Below are 12,530 nucleotides of genomic sequence, written 5' to 3'. Positions count from 1 at the left end.
GGTAGGGACGCCGGCGGGGCAAGTCCGCGAATGATCACTCCGTGGCCCGGTTGGGCATCCGGTGCTCATAATGTGAGCATGCAGGGAACGCAGCTGGTCAGCCGGGTCGCCGCGGTGCTGCGCCGGGTCGGGTCGGGCGCCGCGGACGGTGTCACCACCGCGGAGGTCGCGACGGCCACCGGGCTGCCCCGGTCGACCGCGCAGCGGGTGCTCGCGGCGCTGGCCGAGGAGGGGTTCGTCGACCGGGACGCCCGCCGCGGGCGGTGGTTCCCCGGGCCGGAGCTCTTCCTGCTCGGGTCGGTCGCGGCGGAACGCTACGACGTGACGTCGACCGCCCGGGACGTGCTGCGCTCGCTGGCGGCCAAGACCGGGGAGAGCGCGTTCTTCTCGGCGCGGCGTGGCGACGAGACGGTGTGCCTGGCCGGCGAGGAGGGCAGTTTCCCGCTGCGGTCGCACGTCCTGCGCGAGGGGATCCGGTTCCCGCTCGGCGTCGCGTCGGCCGGGCTGGCGATCCTGGCGTTGCTGCCGCTGGAGGACGCGGAGAGCTACGTCCGCTCGCGAGGTGGCGAGCTCGTCGCGGCCTACGGTGAGCAGCACGAGCCGGCGACGCTGTCCCGGCGGGTCGCGGCGACCCGGCGGCGTGGTTACGCCGTGAACCCGGGCCTGATCGTCCCCGGCAGCTGGGGTGTCGCCGCCGTGGTGTTCGACCGCGCCGGGTCGCCGGCCTGGGCGCTGAGCCTGACCGGGGTGGAGTCGCGCTTCGACGGGGAGCGCACGGCGCAGCTCGGCGCGTTGCTGCTGGAGGCCGCGCACACGTTGACGCAGCGGATCGCCCGCCGGGGCTCCCGGCTGTAGTTAACACTCTTGACTGCGGCATGCACAGCTACCAGTACGCGATCGCCGCCACCTACGACAAGAACGTCGGCGCGTACCTGGGGCAGTTCCGCAACGAATACCTCGACGACACCGGCTGGTGGGGGCTGGCATGGCGTGGACCTGGTTCCAGGGGACCGGCATGATCAACGGTTCGGGCCTGGTCAACGACGGGGTCAACCTGAGCACGTGCCGGAACAACAGGGACGTCACGTGGACGTACAACCAAGGGGTCCTGATCAATGCCCTGGTTCAGCTGAACCGGCTGACCGGTGACGCGAACGCGCTCAGCACCGCCCGGCGCATCGGCGACGCGATGACGACCAGCGGGTACCTGTCGCCGGGCGGCATCCTGCGCGAACCGAACGAGCCGGACACCTGCGGTGGGGACGGAGCCTCGTTCAAGGGCGCGGCGATCCGCGGGCTGGGCGTGCTCAACGCGGCTGCCGGCGGAGCCTACGACACCTATCTGACGCGCAACGCCGACAGCGCGTACGGCCGCGACCGCGACAGCCTCGACATGTACGGCTCGCACTGGGCCGGCCCGTTCGCCGGCACCAGCCACAGCTGCCAGCACAGCGCGCTCGACCTGCTCGACGCTGTACGGTGATGGCCACGTCACCGAGTCGGGGGAGCGGGAATGGCCATCACCGGAGTGATCATCCGCAGGCCGGTCGACGACCTCGCGGAGGCGATCCCGTTCTATGAGTCCCTGACCGGTGAGACGGCGCACCGGTTCGCGTTCGGTGCGGTCGAGCTGGCCGCTGTCGGGCCGTTCCTGCTGTTCACCGCGGGCGAGCAGACGAACCGGATCGCCCAGGTGGCCGCCACCCTGACCGTCGACGACCTGCCAGCCACCGAGAAACTTCTCACCGGCCTCGGCGCCGAGATCATCGCCCCGGCGACCGCCACCCCGAACGGGCACCGCCTGATCGCCCGCCACCCCGACGGCGCGGTCTACGAATACACCGGCCCGTAGCCGAGGCTGCCGCCGAACTCCACAACCGGCCGCGCAAGAGCCTCGGTTCAGGTAGTCGCGGCCGACAACCACGCTCAGAACCAGCGGGCAAGGTTGCGCCTCCGGCTGGTGCTGACCGTGGTGATGCGGCCGCCGATTCCACGGTGGCGGCCAGCTCGCGGCGCGCGGCTGGTGCTCACGGTGGCTGTTCGTCGCGCATGACCACGGTCAGAACCAGCTGGGACTTCGCGCCGACGCGTCGTCCTCAACTGCGATCCGCGCGTTTCGGCGAGCTGGTGATGGCCCGTCGACGAGGATGCTGTGGCCGAATCACTAGGCTCAGCCTCGAAGGTGCTCGGCTGAAGTGTTGCGACGACTGCCAGAATCCGCCGTCATGGGATGGAGGCCTTGATGTTCTCGGTGCCGCTGGGCGACGACGCCCGTCTGGAACCGCTCGAAGTGTGGCAGGCGCGGGAGTTCGCCGACCACCTGGATCGGGCCCGCGAGCACGTCCGGCCGTGGGTCGGGCCGGCATTCATCGCTGACGCGGCGGCCACGCTGAAGCGGTATGCCGAGCGCCAGGCCGCGGACGGCGCGCGCCTGTTCGGGATCAGGCACCGCGGCACGCTGGTCGGCGGGGTCATGTTCACCGACTTCAGTGCGGCGGCCGGCAGTTGCGAGATCGGTTGCTGGCTGGAGCCGGCCGGCGAAGGGCGGGGCTTCGTCACGCGGGCGAGCGCGATTCTGCTGGACTGGGCGTTCACCACTCGGGGCCTGCACCGCGCCGAGTGGCACTGCCGGGCGGACAACGATCGCAGCTCCGCGGTGGCCAAGCGCCTGGGCATGACGCTGGAGGGTGTGCGGCGCGAGGCCTGGCCGTTCGAGGGCGTCCGCTACGACAAGCAGATCTGGGCGATCCTCGCCCCGGAATGGGCGGCCCGCGACCGCTGACGTCAGAGATAGGCCCAGGCATCAGGCGTGATCAGCTGCCGGCGGGCGCCGGGGAGACCGGTGCTTCCGGCCGGCCACCGTTGTGCCTGCGGCCGCGGATGGTGGCGAGGACGAAGTCGACGGTCAGGAACGCCAGCAACGGGATGCCGAACAGCGGCAGGAACCAGCCCAGCGCGAAGAGTGCAGGCAGGCCGACGGCGATAGCGGGCATCGGCAGGCCGGTCCACCACGAGCCGCGGGCGGGCGGCGCACCTGCCAGGGCGCGCCGGTCGGCGCGGGTCGGGCGGCGCTGCCACCACATCCGGTACCCCCAGACGATGACGCAGATCAGGCCGGCCGCGAGGGCCGCCAGCAGGATCTGGTTGGCCGGCCCGAACAGCTGGCCCATGTGGGCGTAGATGCCCCACTGCGTGAGCTTGGCGGCCAGCGGCCAGTCCGCGAAGTCGATCCGCTCGACGATCTTCCCGGTGGAGTCGACGGCCACGCTGTCCCGGCCGACGGGCCAGAGGCTGTCGTTGCCGGTGACGCTCCAGGCGGTGGTCGCGTCGGCCGGGACGGTGATGGTCACCGCTCCGGTCAGGCCGGCGTCCCGGGCGCTCCGGTAGACAGTGGTGATCGCGGCCGGGTCGACGGGGACGGCCGCCGAGCCGCCGCCCATGTCCATCCCGGCGTGGTGGCCGCCACCGCCGCTCGCGGAGGCCGATCCGGTCAGGTCGGTGGAGACGGCCGGCCGGCTGGCGTCGAGCGAGTCGATGATCTCGTCGAAGTTCGCGCCGGCGTGGTTCGACCAGGTCAGGCCGGTCGCGGACAGGAACAGCAGGCCGATCGTCAGCCACATTCCGGTGGCGGCGTGCCAGCCCCGGGTGCGGCGCACGCCCTTCCTCGCCGACAGGTCCGGGGTGAGCAACCGCCGGGCGCTGCGGACTCCGCGCAGCCGGCGCCACCAGAGCACGATGCCGCCGAGCGCGATCACCCACAGCCAGCTCGCGGCCAACTCGGAGTAGAGCGCGCCGGTCTCACCCAGGTGCAGGTTCGCGTGCAGGTTGTCGAGCCACTCGTTGAGCGGGGTGGCGGCCCACCAGGTGGTCAGCCGGCCGGTGACCGCTCCCGTGTACGGGTTGACATACACCGTGTGCTGGTGGTCGGCGTCCAGCGACGGATCACTGAAGTCGATCTGCGTGGTCGCGGTTCCCTCTCCCGGCCGTACCGTCAGCAGGTCTCCGGAAGGATGAGCGGCCCGGGCCGCGGCGACCTGATCGGCCAGCGGCAAGGTCGCGGTCCCGGGGTCGGCGACGGTCAGCTCGGTGCTGTAGACGATCTTCTCGATCTGCGGGGTGAACGCGAACAGGATGCCGGTCGTGGCGGCGACCAGCAGGAACGGGGCGACCAGGAGTCCCGCGTAGAAGTGCAGTCGCAGCAGCAGCGCGCCGAACGGCGATTGCTGCCGCGGGGCGCGGACCGGCGCGGGCGGGGAGACGACCGGGTCGGAGACGTCGGGGGAGAGGGCCATCGGCTGTCCTCGTCGAGGTGTCGGCGGCGCTGAGAGGGTGCGCCGGCATCCGGGAGTTGCAGTCGACGCGCCGGCGTCCCGAGGCGTCGCATCGATAGTCGCCGCCCGCCCCCGATTGGTTCCCGCTGTCTTCCCGGTCTTCAGAGCCGACCACCGATTTCCCGGTACGGCGTTGCGCTGCGGCTTCGGCGCCCGTCGCGGACCCGGCTGGTGCTCATGGTCGTTACGAGGCACGGATAACGACCATGAGGACCAGCCGGGACGGTGGGTCGCGTCGCTGCCCGGAAAGCGCATTCCCGCGGAATCTTCTACCTGTCGGCGAGGCGGGTCAACAGATCCGCGAAGGGTTTCAGGGATTTGAGGGGGTCTATGGAATGCGTTATCCCGAGTGTTACGGTCCGGTTAACCGCTTCAGTAGCGGTGCGTCCCCGTCCTCAACCACGTTGGGATCCCCCATGCGACGCAAAGTCCTGTGCGGCCTGTCCGTGGCCGCCGTCCTGCTCACTGCCGGCGGAGTCCCCGCCACCGCCAGTGCCGCGGACACCCCCGCCACCACCACCGTCGACAACCTGGATCGCGGGCTGATCAGCCTGCGGACCCCGACCGGGAACTTCCTGTCCTGGCGACTCCTGCAATCCGACCCCGCGGGTGTCGCCTTCAACGTCTACCGCGGCTCGACCAGGGTGAACGCCGCACCGATCACGAAGGGCACGAACTTCACCGACACCGGAGCACCGGCCGGGACGACGTACACGGTGAAGCCTGTGATCGACGGGGTGGAGACCCCCTCGCTGAAGGCCGCCACCCCCACGGCCGCACTCGCGGCTGCCTACCAGGACGTGCCGATCCAGATCCCGGGCGGTGGCACCACGCCGGACGGGGTCGCCTACACCTACTCGGCCAGCGACGCCTCGGTCGGTGACCTGGACGGCGACGGCTCCTACGAGATCGTCCTCAAGTGGGACCCGTCGAACGCCAAGGACAACTCGCAGTCGGGGTACACCGGGCCGGTCATCATCGACGCGTACAAGCTGAACGGCACCCGGCTGTGGCGGCTCAACCTGGGCCGCAACATCCGCGCCGGCGCGCACTACACCCAGTTCCAGGTCTTCGACTACGACGGGGACGGCCGGGCCGAGGTGGTCACGAAGACCGCGGACGGCACCGTCGACGGCACCGGCGCGGTCATCGGCAGCTCCAGCGCCGACTACCGCAACTCGTCGGGCTACGTGCTCTCCGGCCCGGAGTACCTGACCGTCTTCAACGGTCAGACCGGCAAGGCCATGGCGACCGCCGACTACGTGGTGCCGCGCGGCACGGTCTCGTCGTGGGGCGACAACTACGGCAACCGGGTGGACCGGTTCCTGGCCGGGACCGCCTACCTCAACGGCTCCTACCCGAGCATCATCATGGCCCGCGGCTACTACACCCGCTCGGTCATCGTCGCCTGGGACTACCGCAACGGCGCTCTGACCCGCAAGTGGACCTTCGACAGCAACTCCAGCACCAATGGGTCGGCGTGGACCGGCCAGGGCAACCACCAGCTCTCCGTCGCCGACGTCGACAGCGACGGCAGGGACGAGATCCTGTACGGCGCGATGGCCGTCGACGACAACGGCTACGGGCTGTGGGTCAACGGGCAGGGACACGGCGACGCGTACCACGTCGGTGACCTGATCCCGAGCCGGGCCGGCCTGGAGATCTTCAAGGTCGACGAGAGCACGAACAAGCTCGCCGCGTGGATGGCCGACGCCCGCACGGGCGCGATCATCTGGTCGAACGCCTCGTGCGGCTGCGACAACGGTCGTGGCGTCTCCGACGACATCTACGCCGGCAGCCCCGGCGCCGAGTCCTGGTCGTCGGCGGTCTCCGGCCTCTACAACACGTCGGGCCAGAACATCGGGCGCAAGCCGTCCAGCGCCAACTTCGTCATCTGGTGGGACGGCGACGCCCAGCGTGAGCTGCTCGACGGCACCCACATCGACAAGTACGGCACGAGCGCCGACACCCGGCTGCTGACCGCGAGCGGCGTGCACTCCAACAACGGCACCAAGGCCACCCCGTCGCTGCAGGCCGACATCCTCGGTGACTGGCGCGAAGAGGTCATCTGGCCGACGACCGACAACACCAAGCTGCGCATCTACTCCACGACGGACAGCACGAGCATCTCGCGCACGTCGCTGATGCAGGACCGGATGTACCGCGAGGCGGTGGCGTGGCAGAACACCGCGTACAACCAGCCGCCGCACCCGTCGTTCGCGATCGGAGGCTGACCATGCGACGCATCCTCGCGCTGGCCGCGGTGCCGGCCGTGCTGCTGGGACTCTCCGCCGTCCCCGCGGCGGCGGCCACCACGCTGACCGTCGCCGCTGACGGCTCGGCCACCTACCGGACGGTCCAGGCCGCCGTGAACGCGGTCCCGGCCGGGAACACCAGCCGGGTCACGATCACCATCAAGGCGGGCACCTACCGGGAGAGCGTGGTCATCCCGTCGAACAAGCCGTACATCACGCTCGAAGGCCTCGGTTCGACAGCGGCGGCCACGGTGATCGTCAACAACAAGCCCGCCTCGACCGCCGGTACGACCGGGTCGGCCACGGTGTACGTGCAGGCCAAGGAGTTCTACGGCAAGAACCTGACGTTCAGCAACGACTACGACGAGGCCGCCAACGGGTCGTCGCAGGCGCTCGCGCTGGCGCTCTACGGCGACCGGGCGCGGCTCGGCAACGTCCGGGCCCTGGGGGATCAGGACACACTGCTGATCTACAACAGTGCGCGGGCGTACGTCTGGAGCTCCTACATCGAGGGCACTGTCGACTTCATCTACGGCAACGGCAGCGCCGTCTTCTACGCGTGCCAGATCTACGAGAAGCGCACCAGCGGCGGCTATCTCACCGCCGCCAACACCCCTTCCACCCAGACGTACGGCTTCCTGATCTACAAGTCGACGATCACCGGCGCGACCGGGAACGTCACCTACCTCGGCCGCCCCTGGGGTGCCGCCGCCCAGGTCACCGTCCGGGAGTCCAGCCTGAGCTCCACGATCAGGGTGGCCCAGCCCTGGACCGACATGTCCGGCAACTCGTGGAAGAACGCCCGCTTCTACGAGTACAAGAACACCGGCGCGGGCGCGACCGTCAACAGCAACCGGGCGCAACTGACGGACGCGCAGGCCGCCAACTACACCCCGCAGAAGTACCTGGCGGGATCGGACGGCTGGAACCCGGTCGGCTGAACCCCGGCCGCCGATCACGGTCAGGGCCCGACCAGCCACCCCTCGCGCTGGTCGGGCCCCTGCCGCCGGTGACCGCGCCGGCTCGCCCGGCACCTCCGCGATGTGGGCGGGCGGTCCCGGCATCCGGGCGCGTCGTGGCCCCGGCTGGCGCTCAGGGGTGTATCGGGCTGGTTTGACACCCCTGAGCGCCAGCCGGGGCTCGCGCGTGCCCGGCAAGACCAGCCCCGGCCCGGCCCGGCCCGGCTACCGAGCTTCCGGTGATGCGGGCCGGAGGAAAGATCGGGGTTTTGCCTCGGTGGGGGTGGCCGGGTTGCCACGCTCGTTGCGTCGGCACGAAGGAGGGCTCAACGATGCGCACGGTCGTGGCGGTGCTCGCCGCAGGGATGATGGTCGTGACGTCACCGGCACAGGCGGCGTCCGCGCCGCACTACCGGCCGGGGACGATCTACTTCAACAAGACGGAGACCGCCCAGCTCACGTATCTGACCGGGGTGGCCGCTGTGCGGTCTGTCGCGGCGGCGCCGTTCGGGCGGATCATCGGGGACAACGCGGCGGAGATCATGGTGCGGGCCGGCTCCGCCAACATGGTGGGGCAGTGCGTGAAGATCACGTCCATGGGCGCGATCGGCACGTACGGCGGCAACGACGGCGACGGGTTCTGCCAGTAGGGCGGCCCGCGGTGACGCCCGACACCGGCCCCTGGCGGTTGACGAACATGTTCGCTACGATCGTGTTATGAGTCCTCGCCGTGAACCCGTGAGCCGCCGCGACCGGCCCGCCAAAGCGCCCCTCAGCCGAGCGAGCCTGGTCACGGCCGCGCTGCACGTCATGCGCGAGGAGGGGCTCGAGCGGCTGACCATGCGGCGGCTGGCCGCCGAGCTCGACACCGGCCCGGCGTCGCTCTACGTCTACGTGCGCAACACCGCCGAGCTGCACGGCGCGATCCTCGACGAGCTGGTCGCCGGTTTGGAGACGCCGGACCCGACGGTGGGGGACTGGCGGGAGCGTCTGATCGGGACGCTCACGGCGTACACCAGGCTGCTCTTCTCCTATCCGAGCCTGGCGCGCTCGGTGCTGATGCTGCGCCCGGCCGGGCCGCACTATCTGCGGCTCATCGACACGATCGCCGGGCTGCTGCTCGACGGCGGGGTGCCGGTGCGGCAGGCCGCGTGGGGTGTCGACATCCTGCTGCAGCACGCCACCGCCACGGCCGCCGAGCAGGGCAGCCGTGACGAGTCGGCGGAAGCGGAGGCCGAGCAGGAGGATCTCGCGCTCGCGGTCGTCGAGGCCTCACCTGGCACCTATCCGAACCTGGTGCGCGTGCGGGAGGAGATCCTGGCGGGCTCGGGGGAGGAGCGGATGCGCTGGGCGTTCGCCACGATCATCGACGGTCTGCGCGCCGGCTGAGTTCCAGGCTGATTCGCACGCTGGTCGTCCGGCCCCGGATGACCAGCCCGAGCTTTGCTCAATCCGAACATGTTCGTCCCGAACGTGTTCAACACTGCCAGGAGGCATCATGAACATCACCATCATCGGCGCGGGACTCGGCGGTCTGACGCTCGCCCGCGTCCTGCACGTCAACGGGATCGCCGCCACCATCTACGAGCTGGACGACTCACCGGCCGCCCGGACGCAGGGTGGCATGCTCGACATCCACGACTACAACGGGCAGGTCGCGCTGCGGGACGCCGGGCTGTCCGAGCAGTTCCAGGCGATCATCCACCCGGGTGGGCAGGCCATGCGGGTGCTCGACCGGGACAACACCGTACTGCTGGAGGAAACCGACGACGAGAGCGCCGGGGATCGTCCGGAGGTCGACCGCGGGGAGCTGCGGCAGATGCTGCTCGACTCGCTGCCGGCCGGGACGATCAGGTGGGGCAAGAAGGTCACCGGCGCGCGGGCGCTCGGCGACGGGCGGCACGAGGTGAGCTTCGCCGACGGCGAGACGGTCACCACCGACGTGCTCGTCGGGGCGGACGGCGCCTGGTCACGGATCCGGCCGCTGGTGTCCGACGCCGTGCCGGCGTACACCGGGATCTCGTTCGTCGAGGTGGACCACGCCGACGCCGACGCGCGCCATCCGGTGCCGGCCTCGGTCGTCGGCGGTGGCATGCTGTTCGCGCTCGCGCCCGGCAAGGGATTCCTGGCGCACAAGGAGACCGACGGCAGCCTGCACGTCTACATCGCGCTGAAGACGTCGCAGGAATGGCTCGACGGCATCGACTGGGCCGACCGTGACAAGGGCAAGGCCGTGCTGCTGGAGGAGTTCGCCGGCTGGGCGCCGGAGATCCGGTCGCTGATCACCGAGGCGGACGGCGCGCTGATCCCGCGGACCATCAACGCCCTGCCGGTCCGGCACCGCTGGGAGCGCGTCCCGGGGGTGACGCTGCTCGGCGACGCCGCGCACGTGATGTCGCCGTTCGCGGGGGAGGGCGCGAACCTGGCCATGTTCGACGGCGCCGAGCTCGGCAAGGCGATCGCCGCGCACCCCGACGACATCGAAACAGCGCTTTCGGCGTACGAGAAGGAGCTCTTCGAGCGCAGCGAGCGGATCGCCCAGGAGTCGGCCGACAGCCTGGAGCTGATCTTCGACGACAACGCGCCGCGGTCACTGGTCGACATGTTCGCCTCGTTCGGCCCGCACTGATCAGGCGCCGACGGTCCCGTCGACCCCCTCGCGGATCAGGTCGGCGTGACCGTTGTGGCGGGCATACTCCTGCAGCACATGGGTGATCACGAAACGCAGCGAGACGTCCTTCTCCCAGCGGGGCTGATAGCCGACCCGGTCCAGGGACTCGGAGGCCTGCTCGATCGTACGGGCGTGGGCGACCTCGGCCTCCCACGCCGCGAACGCCTCGGCCCGGGTGGAGCCGCCGGGATCGTACGCGGCCTGGAAGTCCATCGTGTCCGACCAGACCAGCGGGATCTCGTGGTCCTCGAACACCCGCCGGAACCAGGTGCGTTCCACCTCGGCCATGTGCCGCACCAGCCCGAGCAGGGTGAGCGTGGACGGCGGCATCGAACGCTCGCGCAGCTGCTCGTCGGTCAGGCCGGCGCACTTACGGGCGAGCGTGGCGCGGTGGTAGTCGAGCCAGGCGCACAGGGTGTCGCGCTCGCTGCCGGTCAGCGGCGGCCCGATCCGGTCGTCAGTCATACCGGTGATCATGCTGGACGACGTCGCCGGCCCGCGCGCCCCCTCCGCGGCGAGGTCGGACGCCGAGCCGGTCGTGCTCGTCGCGGTGAGGGCCGCGGCGAACAGCAGCAGCTGATTGAGCGCGCTCAGGAAGACCAGCAACCCGACCGAGCCGGCGACCAGCTGGTACACCGGGTTGGCCTCGGTCGCCCGGATGTACTGACCGCCGAGCGTCTTGAGCAGCTCGATGGAGACACCGGCCACCGCCGCCGGGCCGAGCAGGCGGCGCCACGGCATCCGGACCCGCGGCAACCCGGTCAGCGCGCCGCACGCCAGAACCGTGTTCAGGGCGGAGCCCACCAGGAAGGCGACCACCGTGAGCGCCGCCCGGGACAGGCCGTCACCGGCGTCGGCGACCTCGGTGATGCGGGTCGCGACGACCGTCGTCACGTAGGCCACGGCGAGCGAGGCCACCAGCAGCACGCCCAGGCCGACGAGCACGAGCAGGTCGATCAGCACCCGGCTCGGCAGGCGGCCCGGGTACTCGGGGAGCCGCCAGATGCGCCGGATCGAGGAGCGGAACGCGTCCGCCCAGAACCAGCCGGTGATCGGCAGCCCGATCAGGGCCACCACCCCGGCCGTGGTCCGGGACGCCCGCAGCGTCTGCACGTCGAGCTGCGGCAGGTCCTGCGCCAGGTACCGTTCGACGGCGGCGAGCACCTGCGGGTCGTCCAGGACGAACCCGAAGATCGCGAAACCGAGCAGCCAGGCCGCGAACGTGCCGAAGAACGCGTAGTAGGTCACCGCGGCGGCCAGCCGCCCGCCGTCGGCCTCGTCGTAACGGACACCCGCGCGGGCCAGATGATCGACCCAGCCCGCGCGGCGCCGCAGCCGCTGCCAGCCGGTCGTGAACCGCTTCGAGGAACGCCCGGCAGCCATGGCCGCGTCCGTACCCGCTGCGCCGTCCCGCTACTCCTCACCCGCGGCGTGACGGGCCACGGCGTCAGGCAACGATCGTGGCCGGACGGGTAGGGTCCTGGCCGTGACCGAGGTCGTGACCCATGTCGACGCCGCGCCCGCCCAGGTTTCCGCGGCCCTGCAGGCGGTGCCGCTGCCGCTGGTCCTGGCCAACGTGCGCCATGAGGCCCTCGTCGAGCACACCGGTGACGGCCGCACCCGGATGACGCAGCGCATAGCGGGCGGCCGGGACTTCCTCGTGCCGTACCTCCAGCTGCAGGCGGGCCGCATCATGGAACACGCCGAAGCCACGGCGCGGGTGGATCGGGCCGGGCTCGCCCTGGTCCTGCACGCGGTCGCGGCGGAGGCGGGCGGCACCGGGCGTGAGTGGCATCGGATCGCCGGGCCGGCGCTGGCCGCCGGCGGGGACTGGCCCGCCCTCGCCGAGCTGGCCGCTGACGGCCCGCTGGCGACCAGCGACGACTACCTCGACGCGGACATCCACGCCGCGCAGAAACGGCTGGCCGACCAGCTCGCCGCCGAGCTCGGCGACCGGCCACGCCTGGACTACTGGGACATGATCGCCGGTGTGGCGGCGCGTGCCTGCACCCTGGGCGTCATCGGCCCGTACGACCTCGCCGGCGTGCTCGGCAGCTACGGCCACGACACGATGGACGAGGATTCCGCGGGCGCGGACATGATGTGGGAGGTCTGGAGCACGAATGCGGTCGAGGGTTCCACCGCCGAGTTCGGCGGATACGGCGGCCCGGGCTACGACGAGGAGGAGCTACGGGTTCGCGGCGACCGGTTGATCCCGCCGGGCAGCATCAACGGCCCGCTCGCCCTCGTCCTGACGGAGTTCCTGCACGGCTGACCGACCGCGAGCCGCCGAAGAGGTAGAGCACGCTCGCGG

The 12,530-nt window shown here is 71.0% G+C and carries 13 protein-coding genes; 11 read left to right on the top strand and 2 right to left on the bottom strand.

Annotated elements, in window-relative coordinates; genetic code table 11:
- Window positions 1–78 precede the first annotated feature (78 nt).
- From Acy02nite_RS28025 to Acy02nite_RS28005, 5 genes are all read left to right on the top strand, one after another.
- On the top strand, window positions 79–855 hold the full coding sequence (locus Acy02nite_RS28025; protein WP_203745900.1) for an IclR family transcriptional regulator: 777 nt from the start codon (window positions 79–81) through the stop codon (window positions 853–855).
- Window positions 856–875: 20 nt separating this feature from the next.
- Entirely contained in the window at window positions 876–1,019 is a 144-nt protein-coding gene (locus tag Acy02nite_RS28020) for a hypothetical protein (protein ID WP_203745899.1), read from the top strand.
- Window positions 1,016–1,483 (top strand): glycoside hydrolase family 76 protein, encoded by a 468-nt coding sequence (locus tag Acy02nite_RS28015; protein WP_203745898.1) that lies wholly within the window; start codon window positions 1,016–1,018, stop codon window positions 1,481–1,483. Before Acy02nite_RS28020 ends, Acy02nite_RS28015 begins: the two co-directional genes overlap by 4 nt.
- Window positions 1,484–1,513: 30 nt before the next feature.
- Complete coding sequence (locus tag Acy02nite_RS28010) at window positions 1,514–1,852, top strand: VOC family protein (RefSeq protein ID WP_203745897.1); 339 nt, start codon at window positions 1,514–1,516, stop codon at window positions 1,850–1,852.
- A gap of 390 nt (window positions 1,853–2,242) precedes the next feature.
- Window positions 2,243–2,782 carry a GNAT family N-acetyltransferase gene (locus Acy02nite_RS28005; RefSeq protein ID WP_203745896.1) on the top strand — a complete coding sequence of 180 codons (540 nt, stop codon included), beginning with the start codon at window positions 2,243–2,245 and terminating at the stop codon, window positions 2,780–2,782.
- A 31-nt stretch (window positions 2,783–2,813) separates the two neighbouring features.
- Here Acy02nite_RS28005 and Acy02nite_RS28000 read toward each other — a convergent pair whose 3' ends face one another.
- Window positions 2,814–4,292 carry a PepSY-associated TM helix domain-containing protein gene (locus Acy02nite_RS28000; protein ID WP_203745895.1) on the bottom strand — a complete coding sequence of 493 codons (1,479 nt, stop codon included), beginning with the start codon at window positions 4,290–4,292 and terminating at the stop codon, window positions 2,814–2,816.
- Window positions 4,293–4,747: 455 nt separating this feature from the next.
- On the opposite strand from Acy02nite_RS28000, the gene Acy02nite_RS27995 reads away from it, so the two are divergent.
- From Acy02nite_RS27995 to Acy02nite_RS27975, 5 genes are all read left to right on the top strand, one after another.
- A complete protein-coding gene (locus Acy02nite_RS27995) occupies window positions 4,748–6,565 on the top strand; it encodes a rhamnogalacturonan lyase (protein ID WP_239175275.1) in 1,818 nt (605 codons plus the stop codon).
- A 2-nt stretch (window positions 6,566–6,567) separates the two neighbouring features.
- A complete protein-coding gene (locus Acy02nite_RS27990; protein ID WP_203745893.1) occupies window positions 6,568–7,527 on the top strand; it encodes a pectinesterase family protein in 960 nt (319 codons plus the stop codon).
- Between the two features lie 350 nt (window positions 7,528–7,877).
- Window positions 7,878–8,195 (top strand): hypothetical protein, encoded by a 318-nt coding sequence (locus tag Acy02nite_RS27985; protein WP_203745892.1) that lies wholly within the window; start codon window positions 7,878–7,880, stop codon window positions 8,193–8,195.
- A 67-nt stretch (window positions 8,196–8,262) separates the two neighbouring features.
- The gene (locus Acy02nite_RS27980) at window positions 8,263–8,934 is read left to right on the top strand and encodes a TetR/AcrR family transcriptional regulator (RefSeq protein ID WP_203745891.1); all 672 of its coding nucleotides are present in this window, start codon (window positions 8,263–8,265) and stop codon (window positions 8,932–8,934) included.
- 109 nt (window positions 8,935–9,043) lie between these two features.
- Complete coding sequence (locus Acy02nite_RS27975) at window positions 9,044–10,174, top strand: FAD-dependent oxidoreductase (protein ID WP_203745890.1); 1,131 nt, start codon at window positions 9,044–9,046, stop codon at window positions 10,172–10,174.
- On the opposite strand, the gene Acy02nite_RS47790 is transcribed toward Acy02nite_RS27975, so the two are convergent.
- Window positions 10,175–11,599 (bottom strand): YhjD/YihY/BrkB family envelope integrity protein, encoded by a 1,425-nt coding sequence (locus tag Acy02nite_RS47790; protein WP_239175274.1) that lies wholly within the window; start codon window positions 11,597–11,599, stop codon window positions 10,175–10,177. It lies immediately after the preceding gene.
- Between the two features lie 103 nt (window positions 11,600–11,702).
- Between Acy02nite_RS47790 and Acy02nite_RS27960 the strand changes: the two genes are divergently transcribed.
- Complete coding sequence (locus tag Acy02nite_RS27960) at window positions 11,703–12,491, top strand: hypothetical protein (RefSeq protein WP_203745889.1); 789 nt, start codon at window positions 11,703–11,705, stop codon at window positions 12,489–12,491.
- The last annotated feature ends 39 nt before the right edge of the window (window positions 12,492–12,530 follow it).

The organism is Actinoplanes cyaneus, from assembly GCF_016862095.1.
Lineage (GTDB): Bacteria > Actinomycetota > Actinomycetes > Mycobacteriales > Micromonosporaceae > Actinoplanes > Actinoplanes cyaneus.
Note: the sequence above shows the minus strand (reverse complement) of the source record. Positions and strands in the feature narration are given on the sequence as shown.